Origin of the sequence: Paenibacillus sp. E222, from assembly GCF_013401555.1 — a bacterium.
GTDB lineage: Bacteria > Bacillota > Bacilli > Paenibacillales > Paenibacillaceae > Paenibacillus.
Genome location: NZ_CP058552.1, coordinates 6551287 through 6569727, shown reverse-complemented (window position 1 = coordinate 6569727; position 18441 = coordinate 6551287). Strand labels below are relative to the sequence as shown.

Here is an 18441-nt window from a genome sequence, read left to right as displayed (position 1 = left end):
CGTTTAAGTGTAGAAGAGTTTTGAGGATTAAATCAGACGCCCATAAGGCGCTCTTATACAAGGAAGGATGGGATTTATAATGATCGTTATTGCAGGTAAAGCTACTCCGGAGGAACATATTCAGGATATCGTCGCTACAATTGAAAAGGAAGGTCTTCAGGTTCATATCTCGCGTGGAGAGGACCGCACCATCATTGGTTTAATTGGCAAGGTAGAGCCGAAAATGGCTGAGCATCTCCGTCAAATGAAAGGTGTAGAGAATGTCGTCAAGATTTCGAAGTCCTACAAATTGGCAAGCCGTGACTTCCATCCTCAAGATACCGTGATCTCCATCAAAGGAGTAGATATTGGCGGCAAAGAACTCGTCGTTATGGGCGGACCTTGTGCGGTTGAATCAGCTGCACAGATTGATGAGATTGCCGGACTGGTTAAGGCTGCTGGTGGACAGGTGCTGCGCGGTGGTGCATTTAAGCCACGTACAGGTCCATACAGCTTCCAGGGAACAGGTGTTGAAGGTCTGATCATGATGGCAGAAGCCGGCAAGAAACATGACCTGTTGACCATTACAGAAGTCATGACACCTGAATATGTGGATATCTGTGCCGAGTACGCAGACATTCTGCAAGTCGGTACACGTAACATGCAGAACTTCGATTTGCTGCGCAAATTGGGTGAGTGTGGCAAACCAGTATTGCTGAAACGTGGATTCAGTGCAACTTATGATGAGCTGTTGAATGCGGCGGAATACATTCTTGCGGGTGGCAACCCGAACGTAATGCTGTGTGAGCGTGGTATTCGTACATTCGAATCCTACACACGCAATACGCTCGACCTGTCAGCTATCCCTGTCCTGCAGTCTCTCAGTCATCTGCCAGTCATTTCGGACCCTAGTCATGGTACAGGTCGCCGTGAATTGGTTGAACCGATGACGAAGGCTTCTGTTGCTGCTGGTGCTAACGGCCTAATTATCGAAATGCATACGGACCCGGATAATTCCATGACGGGTGACGGCGTGCAGTCATTGTTCCCTGACCAATTTGCCAACCTGCTTCAGGATCTGGAGAAATTGGCACCAATCGTCGGTAAAACATTCAACACAGCCAAACAACCGGCGGAGTTCTTTCCAGCACGAGTTGGCGTATAACTGATCTTCATAGTATAGGTAATATAGTTCACCCGGGCATCTGCCCTGGCTCCGTTCAATGAGAATGGGGCTAGGACAAAATGTCCGGTTTTTGTGTTATTTGGAGCTTTGAACGCATTTATTAATCATAGGTGATAAGAAACATTTATGATGTAATGTTATTTCCATAATTTAGGGTAAATATACCCCCGCTTTACCGCATTAAACCAGTTAAATATATATTATTTACGTTGTTAAATGAAATCAATAGGTTTATAAAATGTGAGCATAGCTTACATAGTCGCAAAAAATACCTTACATAAGTATTGACGATGTCACATTTGAGATTTTATAATGACGACAGAAAAAAATTCGAATATGGACATTTTCTTAGCGGGGTTGTTTAATGTTCGGAATATTTGGGAGGACGAATACATGTCGGTTGAAAACGTATTGAAATCAATTCAAGAGAACAACATCGAGTGGGTAGATTTTCGTTTTGTAGATTTATCCGGTCGTGCGCACCACATCTCGTTACCAGCTTCGGCAGTTGACGCAGACACTTTTGTAAATGGAGTAGCCTTTGATGGTTCTTCTATTCAAGGTTTCCGCGGAATTGAAGAGTCCGATATGGTTATGATTCCAGATCCTGAAGCGACTTTTGTCGATCCGTTCACAGCGCACCCTACTTTGAATGTTATGTGTGATATCTTCACTCCGGATGGCGAGCGTTATGAGCGTGATCCACGCGGTATCGCAGTCAAAGCGGAAGAGTTCCTGAAAGAAAGCGGAGTAGGTACAGCAGCATTCTTCGCACCTGAATCCGAATTCTTCATCTTCGACGATGTACGTTATGAGAGCGGCACGAACAGCTCTTCCTATTTCGTAGATTCCGAAGAAGCTTCTTGGAACACCAACCGTAAGGAAGATGGCGGTAACCTGGGCTTCAAAGTTCGCACGAAAGGCGGATATGTTCCTGTAGCTCCAGTGGATACACAACAAGATATTCGTAGTGAAATGTGTCGCATTTTGGAAGAGGCGGGTCTCTCGATCGAGCGTCACCACCACGAAGTGGCGACAGCAGGTCAAGCCGAAATCAACTTCCGTTTTGATACGTTGAAGAAAACAGCAGATAACCTGCTTGTATACAAATACATCGTGCATAACACTGCACGTCAATATGGTAAAGTAGCAACATTCATGCCAAAACCACTGTTTGGTGACAATGGTAGCGGAATGCACGTTCACCAATCCATCTTCGATGGCGATTCCCCATTGTTCTATGACAAAGCGGGGTATGCAAACCTGAGCGAAATGGCTCTGCACTACATCGGAGGAATTTTGTATCACGCACCAGCTCTGATTGCTTTGACTAACCCTAGTACGAACTCATTCAAACGTCTCGTACCTGGTTATGAAGCACCAGTTAACCTGGTTTACTCCAAAGGTAACCGTTCGGCAGCAGTACGTATTCCGGTTGCGGCTGTGACACCAAAAGGTTGTCGTATCGAGTTCCGTACACCGGACTCCACAGCTAACCCTTACCTGGCATTCGCTGCAATGCTGATGGCGGGTCTGGATGGTATCAAACGCAAAATCAACCCAACTGAGCTTGGATATGGTCCGCTCGACAAAAACATCTATGATTTGTCTGACGCAGACAAAGAAAATATCCGCAGCGTGCCAGCTTCCCTGGAAGAAGCGCTTGACGCTCTGGCAGCGGACAACGAATTCTTGACTGAAGGCGGCGTCTTCACAAAAGAATTCATCGAAAACTATATCAACCTCAAACGTGACGAAGCGAAAGCAGTAGCAATCCGCATTCATCCGCATGAGTACAGCCTCTACTTCGACTGCTAATCCAGTCGGAACAGAAACTGTTCCCAATGTAAAGCCTCCGGGACTCGCTCTCGGAGGCTTTTCCTTGAATTGAACGATGTAGTGCATTAACTTTGCAGGGTGATAAAGGAATTTGATAACCCTGATTCGCTGCTTCGGTGCTTATTGCCCTTGAAGCAGATAAGGAATACTGATATCATAGCGATAATATTCACTTCATATGTCAGCTACGGATGGAAAGGGCGGGGGATTTTGTGACAAAGAGAGCGTATAATTTTAATGCAGGACCTGCGGCGTTGCCACTTGAGGTTTTGGAGCGTGCTCAGGCAGAATTTGTTGATTTTCGGAACACGGGTATGTCGATTATGGAGATGTCTCACCGTGGAGCGGTGTATGAATCTGTACATAATGAAGCTCAGGAGCGTTTGTTGTCTCTGCTAGGCAATCCTAAAGGATACAAAGTCCTCTTCCTGCAGGGCGGAGCCAGCACTCAGTTCGCCATGCTGCCGATGAACCTGCTCGGGGAAGGGCAGACAGCCAGTTACGTCATGACAGGCAGCTGGGCCAAGAAGGCACTGTCTGAGGCGAAACTGATTGGGGAGACGCAGGTCGCTGCATCTTCCGAAGCGGATAAATATATGAAATTGCCGGACGTGTCGAATCTTAACTTCCCGGATCGCACAGCTTATGTTCATTTGACGTCTAACGAAACAATTGAGGGAACACAATTCAAGTCATTCCCGAATACCGGTTCAGTTCCACTTATTGCCGACATGTCGAGTGACATCTTCTGCAAACCGTTTGATCTGAATCAATTCGGCATGATCTATGCAGGTGCACAGAAGAACCTGGGCCCATCAGGGATTACGGTTGTTATTGCTCGCGAAGAGCTGGTAAGTGAATCTCCTAAAACGATTCCGACCATGCTTCGTTATAGTACACATGTGGATAACAATTCTCTCTATAATACACCACCGTCCTTCTCTGTATACATGGTGAATGAGGTTCTGAAGTGGATCGAGGAACAAGGCGGATTGGCTGGAATTGAACAGAAGAATGTGAAGAAAGCAGATTTGCTCTATAATGCGATCGATTCTTCCGGAGACTTTTACCGTGGTTGTGTAGATCCGGCAGATCGTTCCCTGATGAATGTGACCTTCCGCCTGGCTAACGAGGAGCTGGAGAAACAGTTTATCAAGGCTTCAGAGCAAGAAGGGTTTGTTGGTCTGAAAGGGCATCGGAGTGTTGGCGGCCTGCGTGCGTCTATTTACAATGCTGCTCCATATGAAAGTGTTAAAGCACTTACGGACTTCATGAGCCACTTCCAGAAGACAAATGGATAAACAACCTGGCAGCGAGTTGTGAATTCAAGCATTCACACTTGTGCTTTACCAGAGCCTTCCACGTTGACGTGTGGAGGGCTTTTCTTTAAGATTAGAGAATTGTCGTTAACATGAATTGAAAAGGAGATTGAACACATATGGCTTTACATATCGTTCTGGTTGAACCGGAGATTCCTGCAAATACGGGCAATATTTCTCGTACATGTGCGGCTACCGGTACGCATTTGCATCTCGTGCGTCCACTCGGATTCCGTACGGATGACGCTACGCTGAAACGCGCGGGTCTGGATTACTGGCATGCCGTTCATATTGAATATCATGATTCGTTTGCCGAGGTTCAGGAACAGTATCCGGAAGGGCGTTTTTTCTACGCAACGACGAAGGCGAAAAACCGTTATAGTGATTTTAAGTTTCAGGATGGAGATTTTCTGGTATTCGGTAAGGAGACAAAAGGTCTTCCTCCAGAATTAATTGCGGCCAATCCCGATACTTGTATGAAAATGCCAATGTCAGGTGATGTCAGATCATTGAACTTGTCAAACTCAGCAGCAATCATTGTGTATGAGGCATTGCGTCAACTTAATTTCCCGGGTCTGGATTAATCCAATTCGCGTATAAGTGACGGTTAGAATTCGCTAAAAAAACATTTTTCAAAAAAAAGGACAAAAAATGTTTATTTCCAGCAGGATTCGACAAAATGTTGGCGAATTAATAAACATAGTACAAATGTACCTAGAAATTTAGAGTAAGATAGGAGAGGTGTGCCGTAGCTATGAAGCCAGCTGGAGTCGTTCGCAAAGTTGACCAATTGGGTAGGATCGTATTGCCTAAATCTTTGCGTAAAAGGTATCAAATGAATGAGGGAGATCCTGTAGAGATCTTAGTACAAGGGGACCATATCATTCTGGAGAGATACCGTCCAAAATGTATTTTTTGTGGATCGATGGAAGAAGTCAATGAGTTCAAAGAGCGTTACATATGCGCACAATGTTTAGATGAAATGACCCAGCTTCCACAGCACGGGTAAAATAAAAAGTATCATGGCCTCTGAAGGTCATGATACTTTTTTTGTGTGGAAAAACCATGTCCACTTCTAGTTTACCGGGATTAAACGAATGGGATCAGCTATTAGTGTCATACTCCATCACCCAATATTTCGCCCCGGGTGCACCCTCTTCAATCACTTTTTTCCAACCCTGTCGTTCGTAAAAGCCAATGGCTTTATGATTATCAGACACACATTTCAATCGAACTGGCTGCTGCATGAGTGAAATTGACGCATCAAGTAAGCGTGAGCCTGTACCCCCGCCGATAAAACCGGGATGGATAAACAGTAGATGGATAAAGTTGTCGGGAAGGTACAGTGAAGCGAAGCCGAGAAGCTGTCCATCTTCATTTTCAGCTACGATGATATGCTCATCCACGGTATCTGCGTCAAAATCCTGTAGGGACAGTTCCTCCGGCTTGACCCAGTGGAATCGGGCACGTCGTGACTCGAGATAAATGTTTCTTAACTCCGCATAATCTGCTTGAGTGGCTGCTCGTATATTCAAATGTTCTCCTCCAGAATAGGTAGTATATCCGACCATACATGGTCAAGAATGGCTTGCATATTTTGTTCATCACTATTGATGGCAACGACGGACTCCAGCTCCGGCAGGACAACGCATAGTTGACCATTGGCGCCATCAGCACGGTAAGCGTTATGGGAACATCTCCAGAATTGATATCCATAACCTTGTCCCCAGTCGCCGTCTCCTGGTGTAGGGATCTGTTGTGTTGTCGCCAATCGAATCCATTCCGCAGGAATGAGCTGCTTGCCGTTCCAGCTGCCCTCCTGAAGCAATAGTTGACCGAATCTGCCTAATTCCTCGTTGGTCAGCTGCAGGCCCGCACAGCCCAATGTAATGCCCAAGGGAGAAGTTTCCCACTCTACATTCGAAATGCCCAGTGGCTCGAATAGCCGCGGAATCAGATAGTCATTCACGGTTTGACCAGAGGCAGCCTGAAACATGGCGGAGATCATAAACGTATCTGCACTGCTGTATGTAAACGTTTCACCAGGCACTCTGTCCAATGGAAGAGACATATAATATTTGGCCCAATCTTTCTCAGGGAGAGTGGCTCGCTCTTCTGCCCATAACACGGGTACGTCATGCCCCGAGGACATCCGCAGCAAATCATACAGGGTGAGGTCAGCAGGAGGGAAAGCCGTTAAATGGGAAGAAGGTGTTGGTGATGTGAAATAATCACCGAGTCTGGATTCAAGTGTAAGTGTACCTTGATCCAAAGCCAATCCAACCGCCATGCAGGTAAACGATTTGCTGACAGAATGCTGCAAGCGGCGCACATCGCTGGTGCGATCCCAAGCTCCGATTGTAACCCCTTTCTGCAATACCCGAACAGAATGAACGTTTAACTGCTGCTCATCTATATGTTGAACAAAAGAATTAATAATACTCGACATCTTAACATCCTTTCTCAAAAAGAAGATAAATAAAAGAAATTTGTTTTTGGTGAAACGTTTCCGCAATCCGGATCAAAAATTAGAACTTATGTTATTACAAACTTGGTTTAATGTCAATGAAGATGTGCAAACGGTTACTTGCAGGATATTGTTTTATATTAAAAGTGCCTTTTGACGCAAATTTAATCACGAAAAATTAGTTTTTCGAGAAAAAAAGCGCGAAATTTGTAAAAAGGTTATTGACAGGGTTTATACTTCGGGATTATGATTTATTCGAAACGATTCGAAGAAATCGCTTCCACGTAAAAAGTGTTGTAATCAAGTCCAAGTAAATCAACGTTGGCTATGTTTTGAAACGATTCGAGAAAATCGTTTCGATAACCAAGCGAAATACGGGGGAATCACTGGAAGTTGCAACAAAAAGGCAGAGAAACAGAAGTTTACAGACAGCAGCCGACGATGAGAGGGGTTACATATGGCGCATATAACGATCGAAACCGGATCGCCTACGTTATGCATGAATACAAGCATACATGTAGTGTCCAGTGACTCCGGAGACACTTCAGGCGGTACGCTATATTTGCTGCATGGTGCAGGTGATAATGCAAGTACATGGCAACGTTTGACTACAATTGAAATGTACGCGCAACAATATGGCTGTACTATCATTATGCCGGAAGCGAACCGAAGCTATTACACCGATATGGAATACGGCCTGAATTACTTCCATTACATCACTCAGGAGCTGCCTGAATTCTGTAGGCGTCAGCTCAATCTGAATACAGACCCGGCCCAGACTTACGTCGCCGGTCTATCCATGGGCGGGTACGGTGCATTGAAATGTGCATTGACATATCCCGAGAGGTACTGCAAGGTGGTGTCCTTATCAGGTGTAACTGATATTCAGACCCGGCTTCATGATCCTGAGATGCCATCAGGTATGATCAAGGAAATGAAAGCGGTTTTTGGAGAACGGTTACAGGTAAAACCCGATCAGGACCTGTACGCACTGTCTGCAAAGCTGTTGAAGCAGGGTGGAAATTTACCGGATATTCTGAGCTGTTGTGGTGACATCGATCCGTTTGTGGAGATGAATCGCAAATTCGCGGAATACATGCAGGAAACGGACTTTGAGTTTCAGTATGTGGAGACACCGGGTACCCATGAATGGAGATTCTGGGAGCAACACCTGCGAACCATGTTTGATTTTCTGTATAACGACAAGACCAAAGTAGAGTGAGGAGATGCAATTTGAAACCTGCAGCCGAAGGACCTAGCAAAAAGCTGAAGGGAAACTTGAAAGGCAATTCGCTCTGGAGTGAAATCTGGAAGCACAGAATGACGTACACCCTGCTTATTCCAGGGCTCGTCTGGCTGATCTTGTTTGCCTACATGCCGATGGGTGGCCTGTCTCTTGCGTTTAAAGACTACAAGGCGAACTTGGGGATTTGGGGAAGCCCATGGAGCGGATTTGAGAATTTCAAATACGTTTTCCGGGATCCAACCTTTATTGACGCCGTATGGCGGACGCTGTACATCAACATTCTAAAACTGATTATTCAGTTCCCGTTCCCAATCATTCTGGCCCTGTTGCTGAATGAGTTGCGGATGCGCAGAGGGAAAAAGTGGTTCCAGACGGTTCTTACGTTCCCGCACTTCCTTTCATGGATCATCGTATCCGGGGTAGTCATCAACGTCCTGGCTTATGACGGACTGGTAAACAGCGCACTTGGTTTGCTTGGATTGCCAACTATTAACTTCCTGGGTTCCGAGTCTAACTTTGTACCGATGCTGCTGTTGACGGATATTTGGAAATCCAGTGGATGGGGTGCGATTATCTTCCTGGCTGCCATTTCCGGTATCGATCAGGATCAGTATGAATCGGCGCAGATTGACGGCGCTTCCCGTATGCAGCAGATGTTCAAGATTACATTGCCAAACATTCTTCCAACAATCACCGTCATGTTCATTCTGTCGGTTGGTGGATTGATGTCTTCCGGTTTCGACCAGATCTTCAACTTGGCAAATGCCGCAACGAAAAATGTATCGGAAGTATTGGATGTATATATCTATCGGATTACGTTCCAGTCTTCAACGGACTTCTCATTCTCGACAGCGGTCAGCTTGTTCCGTTCCCTCGTGAATATGGTCTTGCTGCTTCTCGCAGACAGATTTGCCAAGTGGCTTGGCGGAGACGGTTTGTTCCGATAAGAGAGGAGGAGAAATGAAATGAGCAAGAAAGCTAACAAAAAACCGAGAATTGGTACAGAAAAAATGACTTTTCTCGATTACATTATTTTCGCCATATTACTTGTGCTTGCCCTGATGATTTTGATTCCGTTCTGGAATGTCATCATGATCTCGTTCGCAACACAAAAAGAATATGCTGACAATCCATTTTTGATGTTCCCTAAAGAATGGACATTCGATTCCTATAAGGCGTTGTTCGCTGACGGAACGATTCTGTCGGGGTACAAAAATACAATTATTTTGCTAGTCATCGGCTTGCCACTCAGCTTGTTCCTGACAACTAGCATGGCATATGGCCTTAGTCGCAATAAATTTCCGTTCAAGAAATTTCTCTTTTTCCTAGTACTGTTCACCATGATCTTTAATGGTGGTATCGTACCGCTGTACCTGATCATGAAATCACTTCACCTTACAGGTACGCTGTGGTCCGTTATCCTGGCGGGAAGTTTCAGTGCATTTAATATGATTCTGATGATGAACTACTTCTACACACTGCCTGAATCGCTGATGGAATCGGCGAGACTGGATGGTGCAGGAGAGTGGAGAATTCTGTTCTCTGTTGTTCTTCCGCTGGCTACACCAATTATGGCTACAATCACGATGTTCTACGGCGTGGCTTACTGGAACAGTTGGTACGATGCGATGATATTCCTTCGAAAAGCGGATCAGTTACCGCTCCAGAATGTACTCAGAAACATTATAGTCACATCCCAGACGAACGCATCCAATGCGTCCAGTGTGGATGCTGCCCAAGCGAGCAATTTCTCCATGGGTATGAAGATGGCGGCAGTATTTGTCACCATGGTACCAATTATGTGTTTCTTCCCAATGCTGCAAAAACACTTTGCCAAAGGGGTATTAACAGGGGCTATCAAGACCTGATTATACGTATAGGATTTTGCATTAAAATTCTACTAAAAAACATGGGGGTAAAACATGAAAACGAACAAAAAGTTGTCAGTAAGAGCTCTCTTTGCCATCACGCTTAGTGTAGTTATGCTGATGGTGACCGCTTGTTCCAGTCAAGGAGCTTCAGGTGGTAACGAGAAAGATGCAGAGGGAAATTACAAAGACAACCTGACCATCTCTGTAGCTAACCTGACTGAAATTAAAAACGGGAACTTGGATAATGACTTCCACAAGTTCTGGACAGACAAATTCAATGTAACATGGGATTACAACTATATCGATTGGGATTCATGGGGCGAGAAGCTTCGTCTGTGGATCAACTCTGGCGATTTGCCTGATGTAGCAGTATGGAACTATGTGCATGGCGATGCCATGAACAGTATTGATCAAGGTCTGTTCTACAAATTCCCGGATGACTGGAAAGAACGCTGGCCTAACGTGGCAGCAGCCTACAAGTTGACCGGTCTTGGAGACAAGCTGGAAGAACTGACAGGTGGAACATACGTCCTGCCAAGACCAATCTATTTCGAGAACAAACCTGCTGACCCATTGACGAACCAAATTGGTGTCATTGCGCTTCGTAAAGACTGGGCTGAAGCCGTTGGTTTCGAACTGAAAGATGCATATACAACAACTGAATTGAATGAATACGCTGAGCTTGTAAAAGAAAAAGATCCAGGCAAAGTGGGCAACAAACTTGTGCCTCTGTCCTACAATGCGGCAGATGCTATGACGAATATCATTATGCCGAACAGTGTGCACGCCATGACTGACTCTCCGTTCTATAAAGGAGAAGATGGCCAGTTCCACTGGGGACCAGCAGATCCTGAAACTTTGACAGGACTTAAATTGATGCAAAAAGCCTACAAAGATGGCTTGCTCAATCCTGAGTTCTACACATGGAAAAACAATGAAGGTCAAAACAACTTTAAAGTAACAGGTACAGCTGCAGTAACAAGTCTGGGCGGACTGGCTTCGTACAGACAAGGTCTGGATTCCGATATGAGAAAGAATCTGGGTGTAGATAGTGATGATCTGGTACACACAGCAATCGTATTGGGCGATGACGGGAAATACCGCAACATGGAGCAAGCCAACTTCTGGTCTGCATTGATCTTCAATCCGAACATCAGTGACGAGAAATTCGAACGGATCATGGATCTGATCGACTACTCAACTACCAAAGAAGGACAACTGCTGATCAACATGGGCTTCGAAGGAAAAGATTGGAAGTATGACGAAAACAACGAACTCGTTAGCTTGCTGCCAGAAGGAACTGTTCTGGAAGATAAATACCCAGCACGTTTCGAAGGTCTGTATCTTCTGGGTGACGACTTCAGTGTTGTAAACCCTGCAATTAAAAAGGATTATCGTGATAGAGCTGTGAAGCTGTTCGAGGAAAAAGCAAAACTCGGTACAGAAGGTCAATCACTCGCAACATACGACTGGGATGTCAACCTGTACGATTCCAAAGCTAAAAGTCAGGCTTCATTCGACTACCAGAATGAATATGCCAACTTGATCCTCAAAAGTGGAGATCTGGAAGCGAACTGGAAAGAATGGGTAAACAGCAAAATGTCCCTGGTTCAACCTTATCTGGATGAACTGAACAAAGAATTCAAGTAATCATTCAGTAATTAGCAAGATGGGATATGACAGGTGTGTCCTGTCGGTCCCATCCAATCGAACCCGGTGCGCGGTCTCTCCCCGAACGCAGCCGGGTTCTTTATTTCAACAACATGCAGTGGAGGATAATGTCTATGAATAACGAGCAGTTGCTAGACCTTGTAAACCAAATGACCTTGGAAGAAAAAACGGCCCAGCTGCTTCAGCTGACCGCTAACTTTTATGAAGGAACCAATGTTGAAGGTCAGATCACAGGTCCAATGGAAGAGATGGGAATCACGGAGCAGTCCGTAGAGGCCAGTGGCTCCATTTTGGGATTGTCCGGTGCACAGGCCATTATTGATGTACAGCAAGCTTACCTGAAAAAAAGCCGTCTCGGCATTCCGCTCTTGTTCATGGCGGACGTCGTGCATGGTTTTAAAACCATTTTCCCCATCCCGCTAGCCATTGGCTGTTCATGGGACACTGAACTGGCTGAGAAAAGTGCTGAGATTTCAGCTCGTGAGTCCGCCGTCTCTGGCCTCCATGTCACGTTTGCACCGATGGTCGATCTCGTTCGTGATCCGCGCTGGGGTCGGGTAATGGAGACGACAGGTGAAGACCCTTATTTGAACAGTCTGTTCTCTGCGGCATTTGTACGTGGATATCAGGGCGACAGTTTGAAGGATGAGCCGGATCGTCTGGCGGCTTGTGTAAAACACTTTGCAGCCTATGGGGCAGCAGAAGGTGGTCGTGATTACAACACGGTCGATATGTCTGAACGCAACTTGCGTGAGTACTACTTACCGGCTTACAAGGCAGCACTGGATGCAGGCGTCGAAATGGTAATGGCTTCATTCAATACTGTAGAGGGTATTCCAGCGAGCGGAAATGAGAAGCTCATGCGTGACATTTTGCGTGATGAGTGGGGCTTTGATGGTGTATTAATCTCGGATTGGGCTTCCATTCGCGAGATGATTGCTCATGGCGCAGCTGAAGATGACCGTGAAGCTGCATACCGCGCTATTCGTGCAGGGGTGGATATCGAGATGATGACACCTTGTTATGTCCATCATCTGCCAGAGTTGATTAAGAACGGAGAAGTGGAAGAAAAGCTCATTGATGAAGCGGTGCTGCGTATTCTGCAACTGAAAGAAAAGCTGGGATTGTTCGACAATCCACTGCGAGCAGCTGATCCGGAGCGTGAGCGGGAGATTGTCTTCTCCAAAGAACATCGTCAGGTATCGTACGAGCTTGCAACCAAATCGGCAGTATTGCTCAAAAATGATAATAACGTTCTTCCGCTGAAGCCAGAAGCCAATGTAGCGTTAATTGGACCTTTTGCCCAAAGTGAAGACATTCTCGGATGGTGGTCCTGTGAAGGTGTCAAAGAGGATGCCGTTAAACTCGGAACGGCTTTGCAGGAACGTCTTGCTGTCGGGAAAGTTCATATGGCTCAAGGCAGCAACGTTCACACGATCACCGCTGAACAGATTGCTGAAGCGCTTGAAGTAGCAAGCAAAGCTGATCTGATCGTGCTTGCACTTGGTGAAGATTCCGAAATGAGTGGTGAAGGTGGGTCACGTACGGATATTCGTTTGCCGGCAGCTCAACTGGAATTGGTTAAACAGCTCAAAGCAGCGGGGAAACCAATCGCCAGCGTGATCTTTAACGGACGCCCTCTGGACTTGCATGGTGTATTTAAAGAATCCGATGCGGTGCTTGAAGCGTGGTTCCCAGGCAGTGAGGGTGGAGCGGCCATCGCCGATGTATTGACAGGTGTGGTGAATCCATCTGCGCGTCTAACAATGTCCTTCCCGCAATCTGTAGGACAGATACCGGTATATTACAATCATTTTAATACAGGACGTCCACTCAATCCGCAAAAGACGGAAGAGCGTTATGTCTCCAAATATATTGATAGTCCGAATGATCCCCTGCTTCCATTTGGCTACGGCTTGTCATACACCTCGTTTGAGTATGGTGACCTGGAAGTATCAAGCAATGAAATGACTGCTGATCAACCTCTGACGATCCAAGTGCGTGTAACGAATGCTGGCGAGCGTGCTGGCGTGGAGACGGTTCAGCTGTACGTACGTGACGTAACCGGTGAAGTTGTGCGTCCAATGCGTGAGCTGAAAGGCTATGTCAAGTTGTCACTCGCACCGGGTGAAAGTGGTACGGCTACATTTACATTAAACGAAGAACAGCTTCGTTATCATCATTCCGATTTGAGTCATCGCAGTGATAAAGGAACATTCCACATTTTTGTAGGGCCGAATAGCCGGGATACATTGGAGAGTACGTTCAAACTGGTGTAATTGGATATTGGGGATAGGAGGATATGAATAGATATATGAAGACCATGAATAAATCTCAAATCAACGTACAATCCGGCGAGCTGTGCTTTACGTTCTGGGAAAGCGGTGATTTGTTCAAGGCCGTAAGTGGAACAACGATGATTAATCAGTGGATGGCTAGTCCGGTGGACGGCTCCATGAACAATCTATACTTGCGGTTTCACAGTGATTCCGGTATTCGTTTTGTGCCAATGCTTGGCATTCAATCCGACAGCCAGGTGAGCACCGACGGCAGTCGTATGGAATGGACAGGTACCGCCGAGGGCGTAGGCTATCAGGTTATATTTGCTCCAACAGCACAAGGTGTATGGTTCTGGGATGTAACCGTAAACGGGAATGGAGAAGAAATTGATGTAGTCTATGGCCAGGACGTCGGCAATGCGGATCCAGGTGCGGTACGCAGCAATGAGGCTTACTTGTCGCAGTATATTGACCATGCCGTATTTGAGGATGGGAAGCTGGGATATATCGTAACCTCACGGCAAAATCAGCCACAGGGCGGGGCTTTTCCTTATCTTCAACAGGGTTCATTAACCCGTGCAGCAGGTTACTCTACAGATGGATTTCAATTCTTTGGCTTGAGCTACAAGGAAACGAATGTCCCTGAAAGTCTGGGCAAGCCAACACTTGCGAATGAAGTGTACCAGTATGAATTTGCATACACAGCCCTGCAGTCCGAAAAAGTGGTGTTGAGTGGCGAAGCTCGTTTTGTGTTCTATGGACTTTTTCAGGCCAACCACGCTGAAGCAGTGAAGGAACTCGAATACCAGGATGTTGTCCAACAGGCTTGGGACGAGTATGAAGCGAAGCGTCAAGAGTCTGCAAGCACAGTACAGGCAGTATCCAACGTATTTCCAAAAGTAGCTCATCATCCGGCAGTGGGTGAACCCTTGCCTACTTTATCGATGACCGAAGAAGAAGTGAATTCCCGCTTCCCGGCTTCGAAGAGACATCAGGAAGAGCGCGCGGATGGCGAATTGCTGGCGTTCTTTACCGATACGTATGAGCATATTGTGCTCAAGGAAAAGGAAATGCGTGTGGAACGTCCACATGGACATATCCTGATGAGTGGCAACAATGTGAAGTTGGGTCAGAACGTAATTACTACGTCTTCCTATATGTATGGTATTTTCAATTCCCATGTGGTTGTGGGGAATACGAATTTCAATAAAATGATGAGCAATGCACGTAGTGCACTCAACATTCCCAAATCATCCGGTCAGCGGATCTACGTTGAGATGGAGGGAATCTTCCACCTGCTCACGATGCCTTCCTTGTTTGAGATGGGCTTCAACTATGTTCGCTGGTATTACAAAACAGCTGAGGATACGCTGATCATCACGAATTATACAACGCTGGATACGCCTGAAGTACATCTTCATGTGAAGTCGGAAAAAGGAATAGCCTATCGATACCTGATTACCAATCAGATTACGATGAATGTGAATGAATATGAACTGCCTGTTCATGTTACCGAGCAGAATGGTGAACTGAGCTTCAAGGCAGATCACAGCTCCCTCAGTGCCGAAGTGTATCCGAATCTGGAGTACCGTATGCGGGTCAGCGGAGCAGGAGTGAAGGTTGGCGATGAGACTGAACTGGCTAGTGGAGTCAACGCAGGCGACGCATCGCTAACCACTTTACGGCTGGACAGCAGTGCTGAATGGACATTGACCATTCAAGGTCTGTTGGAAGGTGGACAGACTGCATCATCGACACGCAGCTTCGAAGAGGAAGTGACTGCTTATCGTACCTTCTATGCACAGGTGATGAATGGGTTCCATTTATCGCAGCCTCAGAAGCAAGGAGCAGACGAGCTGTTCAAAGTGAATGCTCTTGCATGGTGGTACACCCATAATATGCTGGTGCATTACTCCGTTCCTCACGGATTGGAGCAATATGGCGGTGCAGCTTGGGGAACGCGTGATGTCTGCCAGGGTCCGGTCGAATACTTTATGGCTACTCAAAAGTATGAGCAGGTTCGCGACATTCTGAAGACCGTTTACTCGCATCAGTATGAGGATGACGGCAACTGGCCGCAATGGTTTATGTTCGATCGTTATTTCAAGGTTCAACAGGAAGAAAGCCATGGTGACATTATTGTGTGGCCTCTTAAAGTGCTAAGTGATTATCTGATTGCTACCAAGGATTATTCGATTCTGAGTGAAGAAGTGCCTTATACCGTCAAACATGGTTTTGACTTTACTGGTCAGACAGCCAGCGTGCTGGAGCATGCCCAGAAAGAACTGGAGTATATTCGCAGTCATTTCCTGCATGATACATTCCTCTCTTCATATGGTGACGGGGACTGGGACGATACATTACAGCCTGCCAATGCTCAATTGAAGCAATATATGGTCAGCAGCTGGACTGTGGCGCTCACCTATCAAACGTTGAAGCAGCTATCCAGAGCGATTGCGCCTGTGAAACCGGAGCTTTCTTCCGAGTTAAGCGATATGGCAGCGGGTGTGAAAAGGGACTTCAGCAAGTACATGCTGGATACCGATGTGATTCCAGGCTTTGTATATATGGAAGATCCGGCACAAGCGAAGCGCATGCTGCATCCAGATGACAGCGAGACAGGTATTCAGTACCGTTTGCTGCCAATGACACGCAGCATGATTGCCGAGTTGCTGGAGCCTGAACAAGCTCAATCCCATTATGAACTGATCAAGGAAAAGCTGTACTGCCCGGATGGTGTCCGATTGATGAATCGTCCAGCACAGTATGATGGCGGCGTCAGCACGCATTTCAAACGTGCGGAGCAGGCATCCAACTTTGGACGTGAAGTGGGCTTGCAATATGTTCATGCTCACATCCGCTATATTGAAGCCATGGCGAAGCTGGGCAACCCGGATGAGGTCTGGAATGGCCTCGGCATTATCAATCCAGTGGGTATTCAGGAAGCTGTTCCGAACGCAGATTTGCGTCAAAGTAATGCCTATTTCAGCAGCTCTGACGGAAAATTCAACAACCGTTATGCAGCGCAGGAACAATTCGATAAGCTTCGCACCGGAGATGTGCAGGTGAAGGGCGGCTGGAGAATTTACTCCAGTGGACCGGGAATCTACATGAATCAGCTCGTTTCGAACGCCTTGGGTATTCGTCAGGAGGAAGAAGATCTGGTTCTGGACCCTGTGCTGCCAGTCAGCTTGGATGGCTTGCATTTTGATTTCCAATTTGCTGGCCAAAAAGTAACCTTCGTTTATCATCTCAGCGGTGAGGCCGTACAACGTATTGTGCTGAATGGCAAGGAGATGGATGCGACAAGATTGCAACAACCTTATCGTCTTGGTGGACTGCGTATTTCGCGCACGGCTCTTGAACAGAGCCTGAGCGAGAATAACGTGATTGAGATTTACAGTTAATCGTGTAAACGGTAGTCCATTTTATCAAGTATAAATATCTAAGATGTCAGGTCCTTCGATTTCGAAGGGCCTGATGAACATCACAGGGGAGCGAAGAATGTGGTCAGTATCAAGGATATCGCCAAACAGGCGGGAGTTTCGATCTCTACCGTGTCATATGCTCTGAACGGCAGCAACAAAGTGACAGATGAGACCCGTTCCAAAATTTTGGCTATCGCCAAAGAGCTGAACTATGTTCCCAATGCTGCTGCCAGAACATTGAAGAAGAGAGAATCCAAAATTCTGGGTGTATTTCTGACGGATTTTAGCGGGGATGTATATGGAGACTTGCTTAGTGGCATGAAGTCTGTATGCAACGCGCAAGGGTACGACCTGATTGTGTGCAGCGGGAAACAATCTCATCGAATGCTTCCGGAGCGAATGATTGATGGTGCTGTCATTCTGGATCATACATTTGCGAGCAAGGAACTCTTGCAATATGCAGACAGAGGACACAAGATTGTTGTGCTTGACCGGGAACTGGATCACCCCAATATTAATCAGGTTCTGCTGGATAACAAGGCAGGAGCAACCCTTGCAATGGAGCATTTGATCGAACAGGGGCACACGAAGATCTATGTCGTGACAGGTCCGGAAGGCTCATTTGATTCGGCTCAGCGGTTGAAGGCTGTGAGGCAAGTATCGGAGCGGGCAGCGAATGTGGAATGGATTGAGATCACCGGAGATTTCGAAAAGAGTGGCGGAGAACGGGCAGCTGAACGTATTATTCAGGAATATACCCAACCGGTTGGGGTGTTTTGCCTCAATGACGAGATGGCGATTGGGATGTGTGACCGGCTCGCTGATAGCGAGTTAAACATTGGTCAGGAGATTGATATTATCGGATTCGACAATATTGAACTTAGCAAATATGTGCAGCCAAGATTGGTCACGATTGATTATTCCAAACGAAAATGGGGCGCACTCGCAGCCGAACAATTAATCAAGATTATTGCCGGAGAGCCTGTCGATCATGAACGCATCTACGTGACACTGGTAGAGGGCGGGTCGGTAAACAGTCAGGTTCAGTCAGAGTATAGTGCGCAAGCCCAGGGTGAAAAGGCGGTTAGCTATTGACGACACTGCCCCTTCTTCATCCATGGATGTTGTGTCAAACGACGACTGTACAGCAAGAGAC

General features: G+C 46.5%; 14 protein-coding genes. 12 read left to right on the top strand and 2 right to left on the bottom strand.

The genetic code is table 11. The features are described 5' to 3' along the window. Window positions 1-79: 79 nt before the first annotated feature. From aroF to HW560_RS29030, 5 genes are all read left to right on the top strand, one after another. Window positions 80-1144, top strand: coding sequence for a 3-deoxy-7-phosphoheptulonate synthase (gene aroF, locus HW560_RS29050; RefSeq protein ID WP_063564242.1), 1065 nt, complete (start codon window positions 80-82; stop codon window positions 1142-1144). Between the two features lie 414 nt (window positions 1145-1558). Next, a complete protein-coding gene (gene glnA / locus HW560_RS29045; protein ID WP_063564243.1) occupies window positions 1559-2983 on the top strand; it encodes a type I glutamate--ammonia ligase in 1425 nt (474 codons plus the stop codon). A gap of 233 nt (window positions 2984-3216) precedes the next feature. Continuing rightward, window positions 3217-4305, top strand: coding sequence for a 3-phosphoserine/phosphohydroxythreonine transaminase (gene serC / locus HW560_RS29040; RefSeq protein WP_257031463.1), 1089 nt, complete (start codon window positions 3217-3219; stop codon window positions 4303-4305). A 137-nt stretch (window positions 4306-4442) separates the two neighbouring features. Then, the gene (gene trmL, locus HW560_RS29035; protein ID WP_090895234.1) at window positions 4443-4907 is read left to right on the top strand and encodes a tRNA (uridine(34)/cytosine(34)/5-carboxymethylaminomethyluridine(34)-2'-O)-methyltransferase TrmL; all 465 of its coding nucleotides are present in this window, start codon (window positions 4443-4445) and stop codon (window positions 4905-4907) included. A 170-nt stretch (window positions 4908-5077) separates the two neighbouring features. Further along, the gene (locus HW560_RS29030; RefSeq protein WP_024629045.1) at window positions 5078-5332 is read left to right on the top strand and encodes an AbrB/MazE/SpoVT family DNA-binding domain-containing protein; all 255 of its coding nucleotides are present in this window, start codon (window positions 5078-5080) and stop codon (window positions 5330-5332) included. 94 nt (window positions 5333-5426) lie between these two features. Here HW560_RS29030 and HW560_RS29025 read toward each other — a convergent pair whose 3' ends face one another. Further along, a complete protein-coding gene (locus HW560_RS29025) occupies window positions 5427-5858 on the bottom strand; it encodes a GNAT family N-acetyltransferase (RefSeq protein WP_109999568.1) in 432 nt (143 codons plus the stop codon). Beyond that, a complete protein-coding gene (locus tag HW560_RS29020) occupies window positions 5855-6772 on the bottom strand; it encodes a serine hydrolase domain-containing protein (protein ID WP_179265308.1) in 918 nt (305 codons plus the stop codon). The genes HW560_RS29025 and HW560_RS29020 overlap by 4 nt, the downstream gene beginning before the upstream one ends. Window positions 6773-7247: 475 nt before the next feature. Between HW560_RS29020 and HW560_RS29015 the strand changes: the two genes are divergently transcribed. From HW560_RS29015 to HW560_RS28985, 7 genes are all read left to right on the top strand, one after another. Continuing rightward, window positions 7248-8012: an alpha/beta hydrolase gene (locus HW560_RS29015; RefSeq protein ID WP_109999570.1), complete on the top strand. Its 765-nt coding sequence runs from the start codon at window positions 7248-7250 to the stop codon at window positions 8010-8012. An 11-nt stretch (window positions 8013-8023) separates the two neighbouring features. Further along, the gene (locus HW560_RS29010; RefSeq protein ID WP_063564249.1) at window positions 8024-8983 is read left to right on the top strand and encodes an ABC transporter permease; all 960 of its coding nucleotides are present in this window, start codon (window positions 8024-8026) and stop codon (window positions 8981-8983) included. Between the two features lie 18 nt (window positions 8984-9001). Then, window positions 9002-9904 carry a carbohydrate ABC transporter permease gene (locus HW560_RS29005; RefSeq protein ID WP_179265307.1) on the top strand — a complete coding sequence of 301 codons (903 nt, stop codon included), beginning with the start codon at window positions 9002-9004 and terminating at the stop codon, window positions 9902-9904. Window positions 9905-9958: 54 nt separating this feature from the next. Next, window positions 9959-11557, top strand: a complete 1599-nt coding sequence (locus HW560_RS29000) for a type 2 periplasmic-binding domain-containing protein (RefSeq protein ID WP_109999571.1) — start codon at window positions 9959-9961, stop codon at window positions 11555-11557. 134 nt (window positions 11558-11691) lie between these two features. Then, complete coding sequence (gene bglX, locus HW560_RS28995; RefSeq protein ID WP_179265306.1) at window positions 11692-13857, top strand: beta-glucosidase BglX; 2166 nt, start codon at window positions 11692-11694, stop codon at window positions 13855-13857. Window positions 13858-13892: 35 nt separating this feature from the next. Next, on the top strand, window positions 13893-17264 hold the full coding sequence (locus HW560_RS28990; protein WP_179265305.1) for a GH36-type glycosyl hydrolase domain-containing protein: 3372 nt from the start codon (window positions 13893-13895) through the stop codon (window positions 17262-17264). A gap of 99 nt (window positions 17265-17363) precedes the next feature. Next, the gene (locus HW560_RS28985) at window positions 17364-18380 is read left to right on the top strand and encodes a LacI family DNA-binding transcriptional regulator (protein ID WP_179265304.1); all 1017 of its coding nucleotides are present in this window, start codon (window positions 17364-17366) and stop codon (window positions 18378-18380) included. Window positions 18381-18441 lie beyond the last annotated feature (61 nt).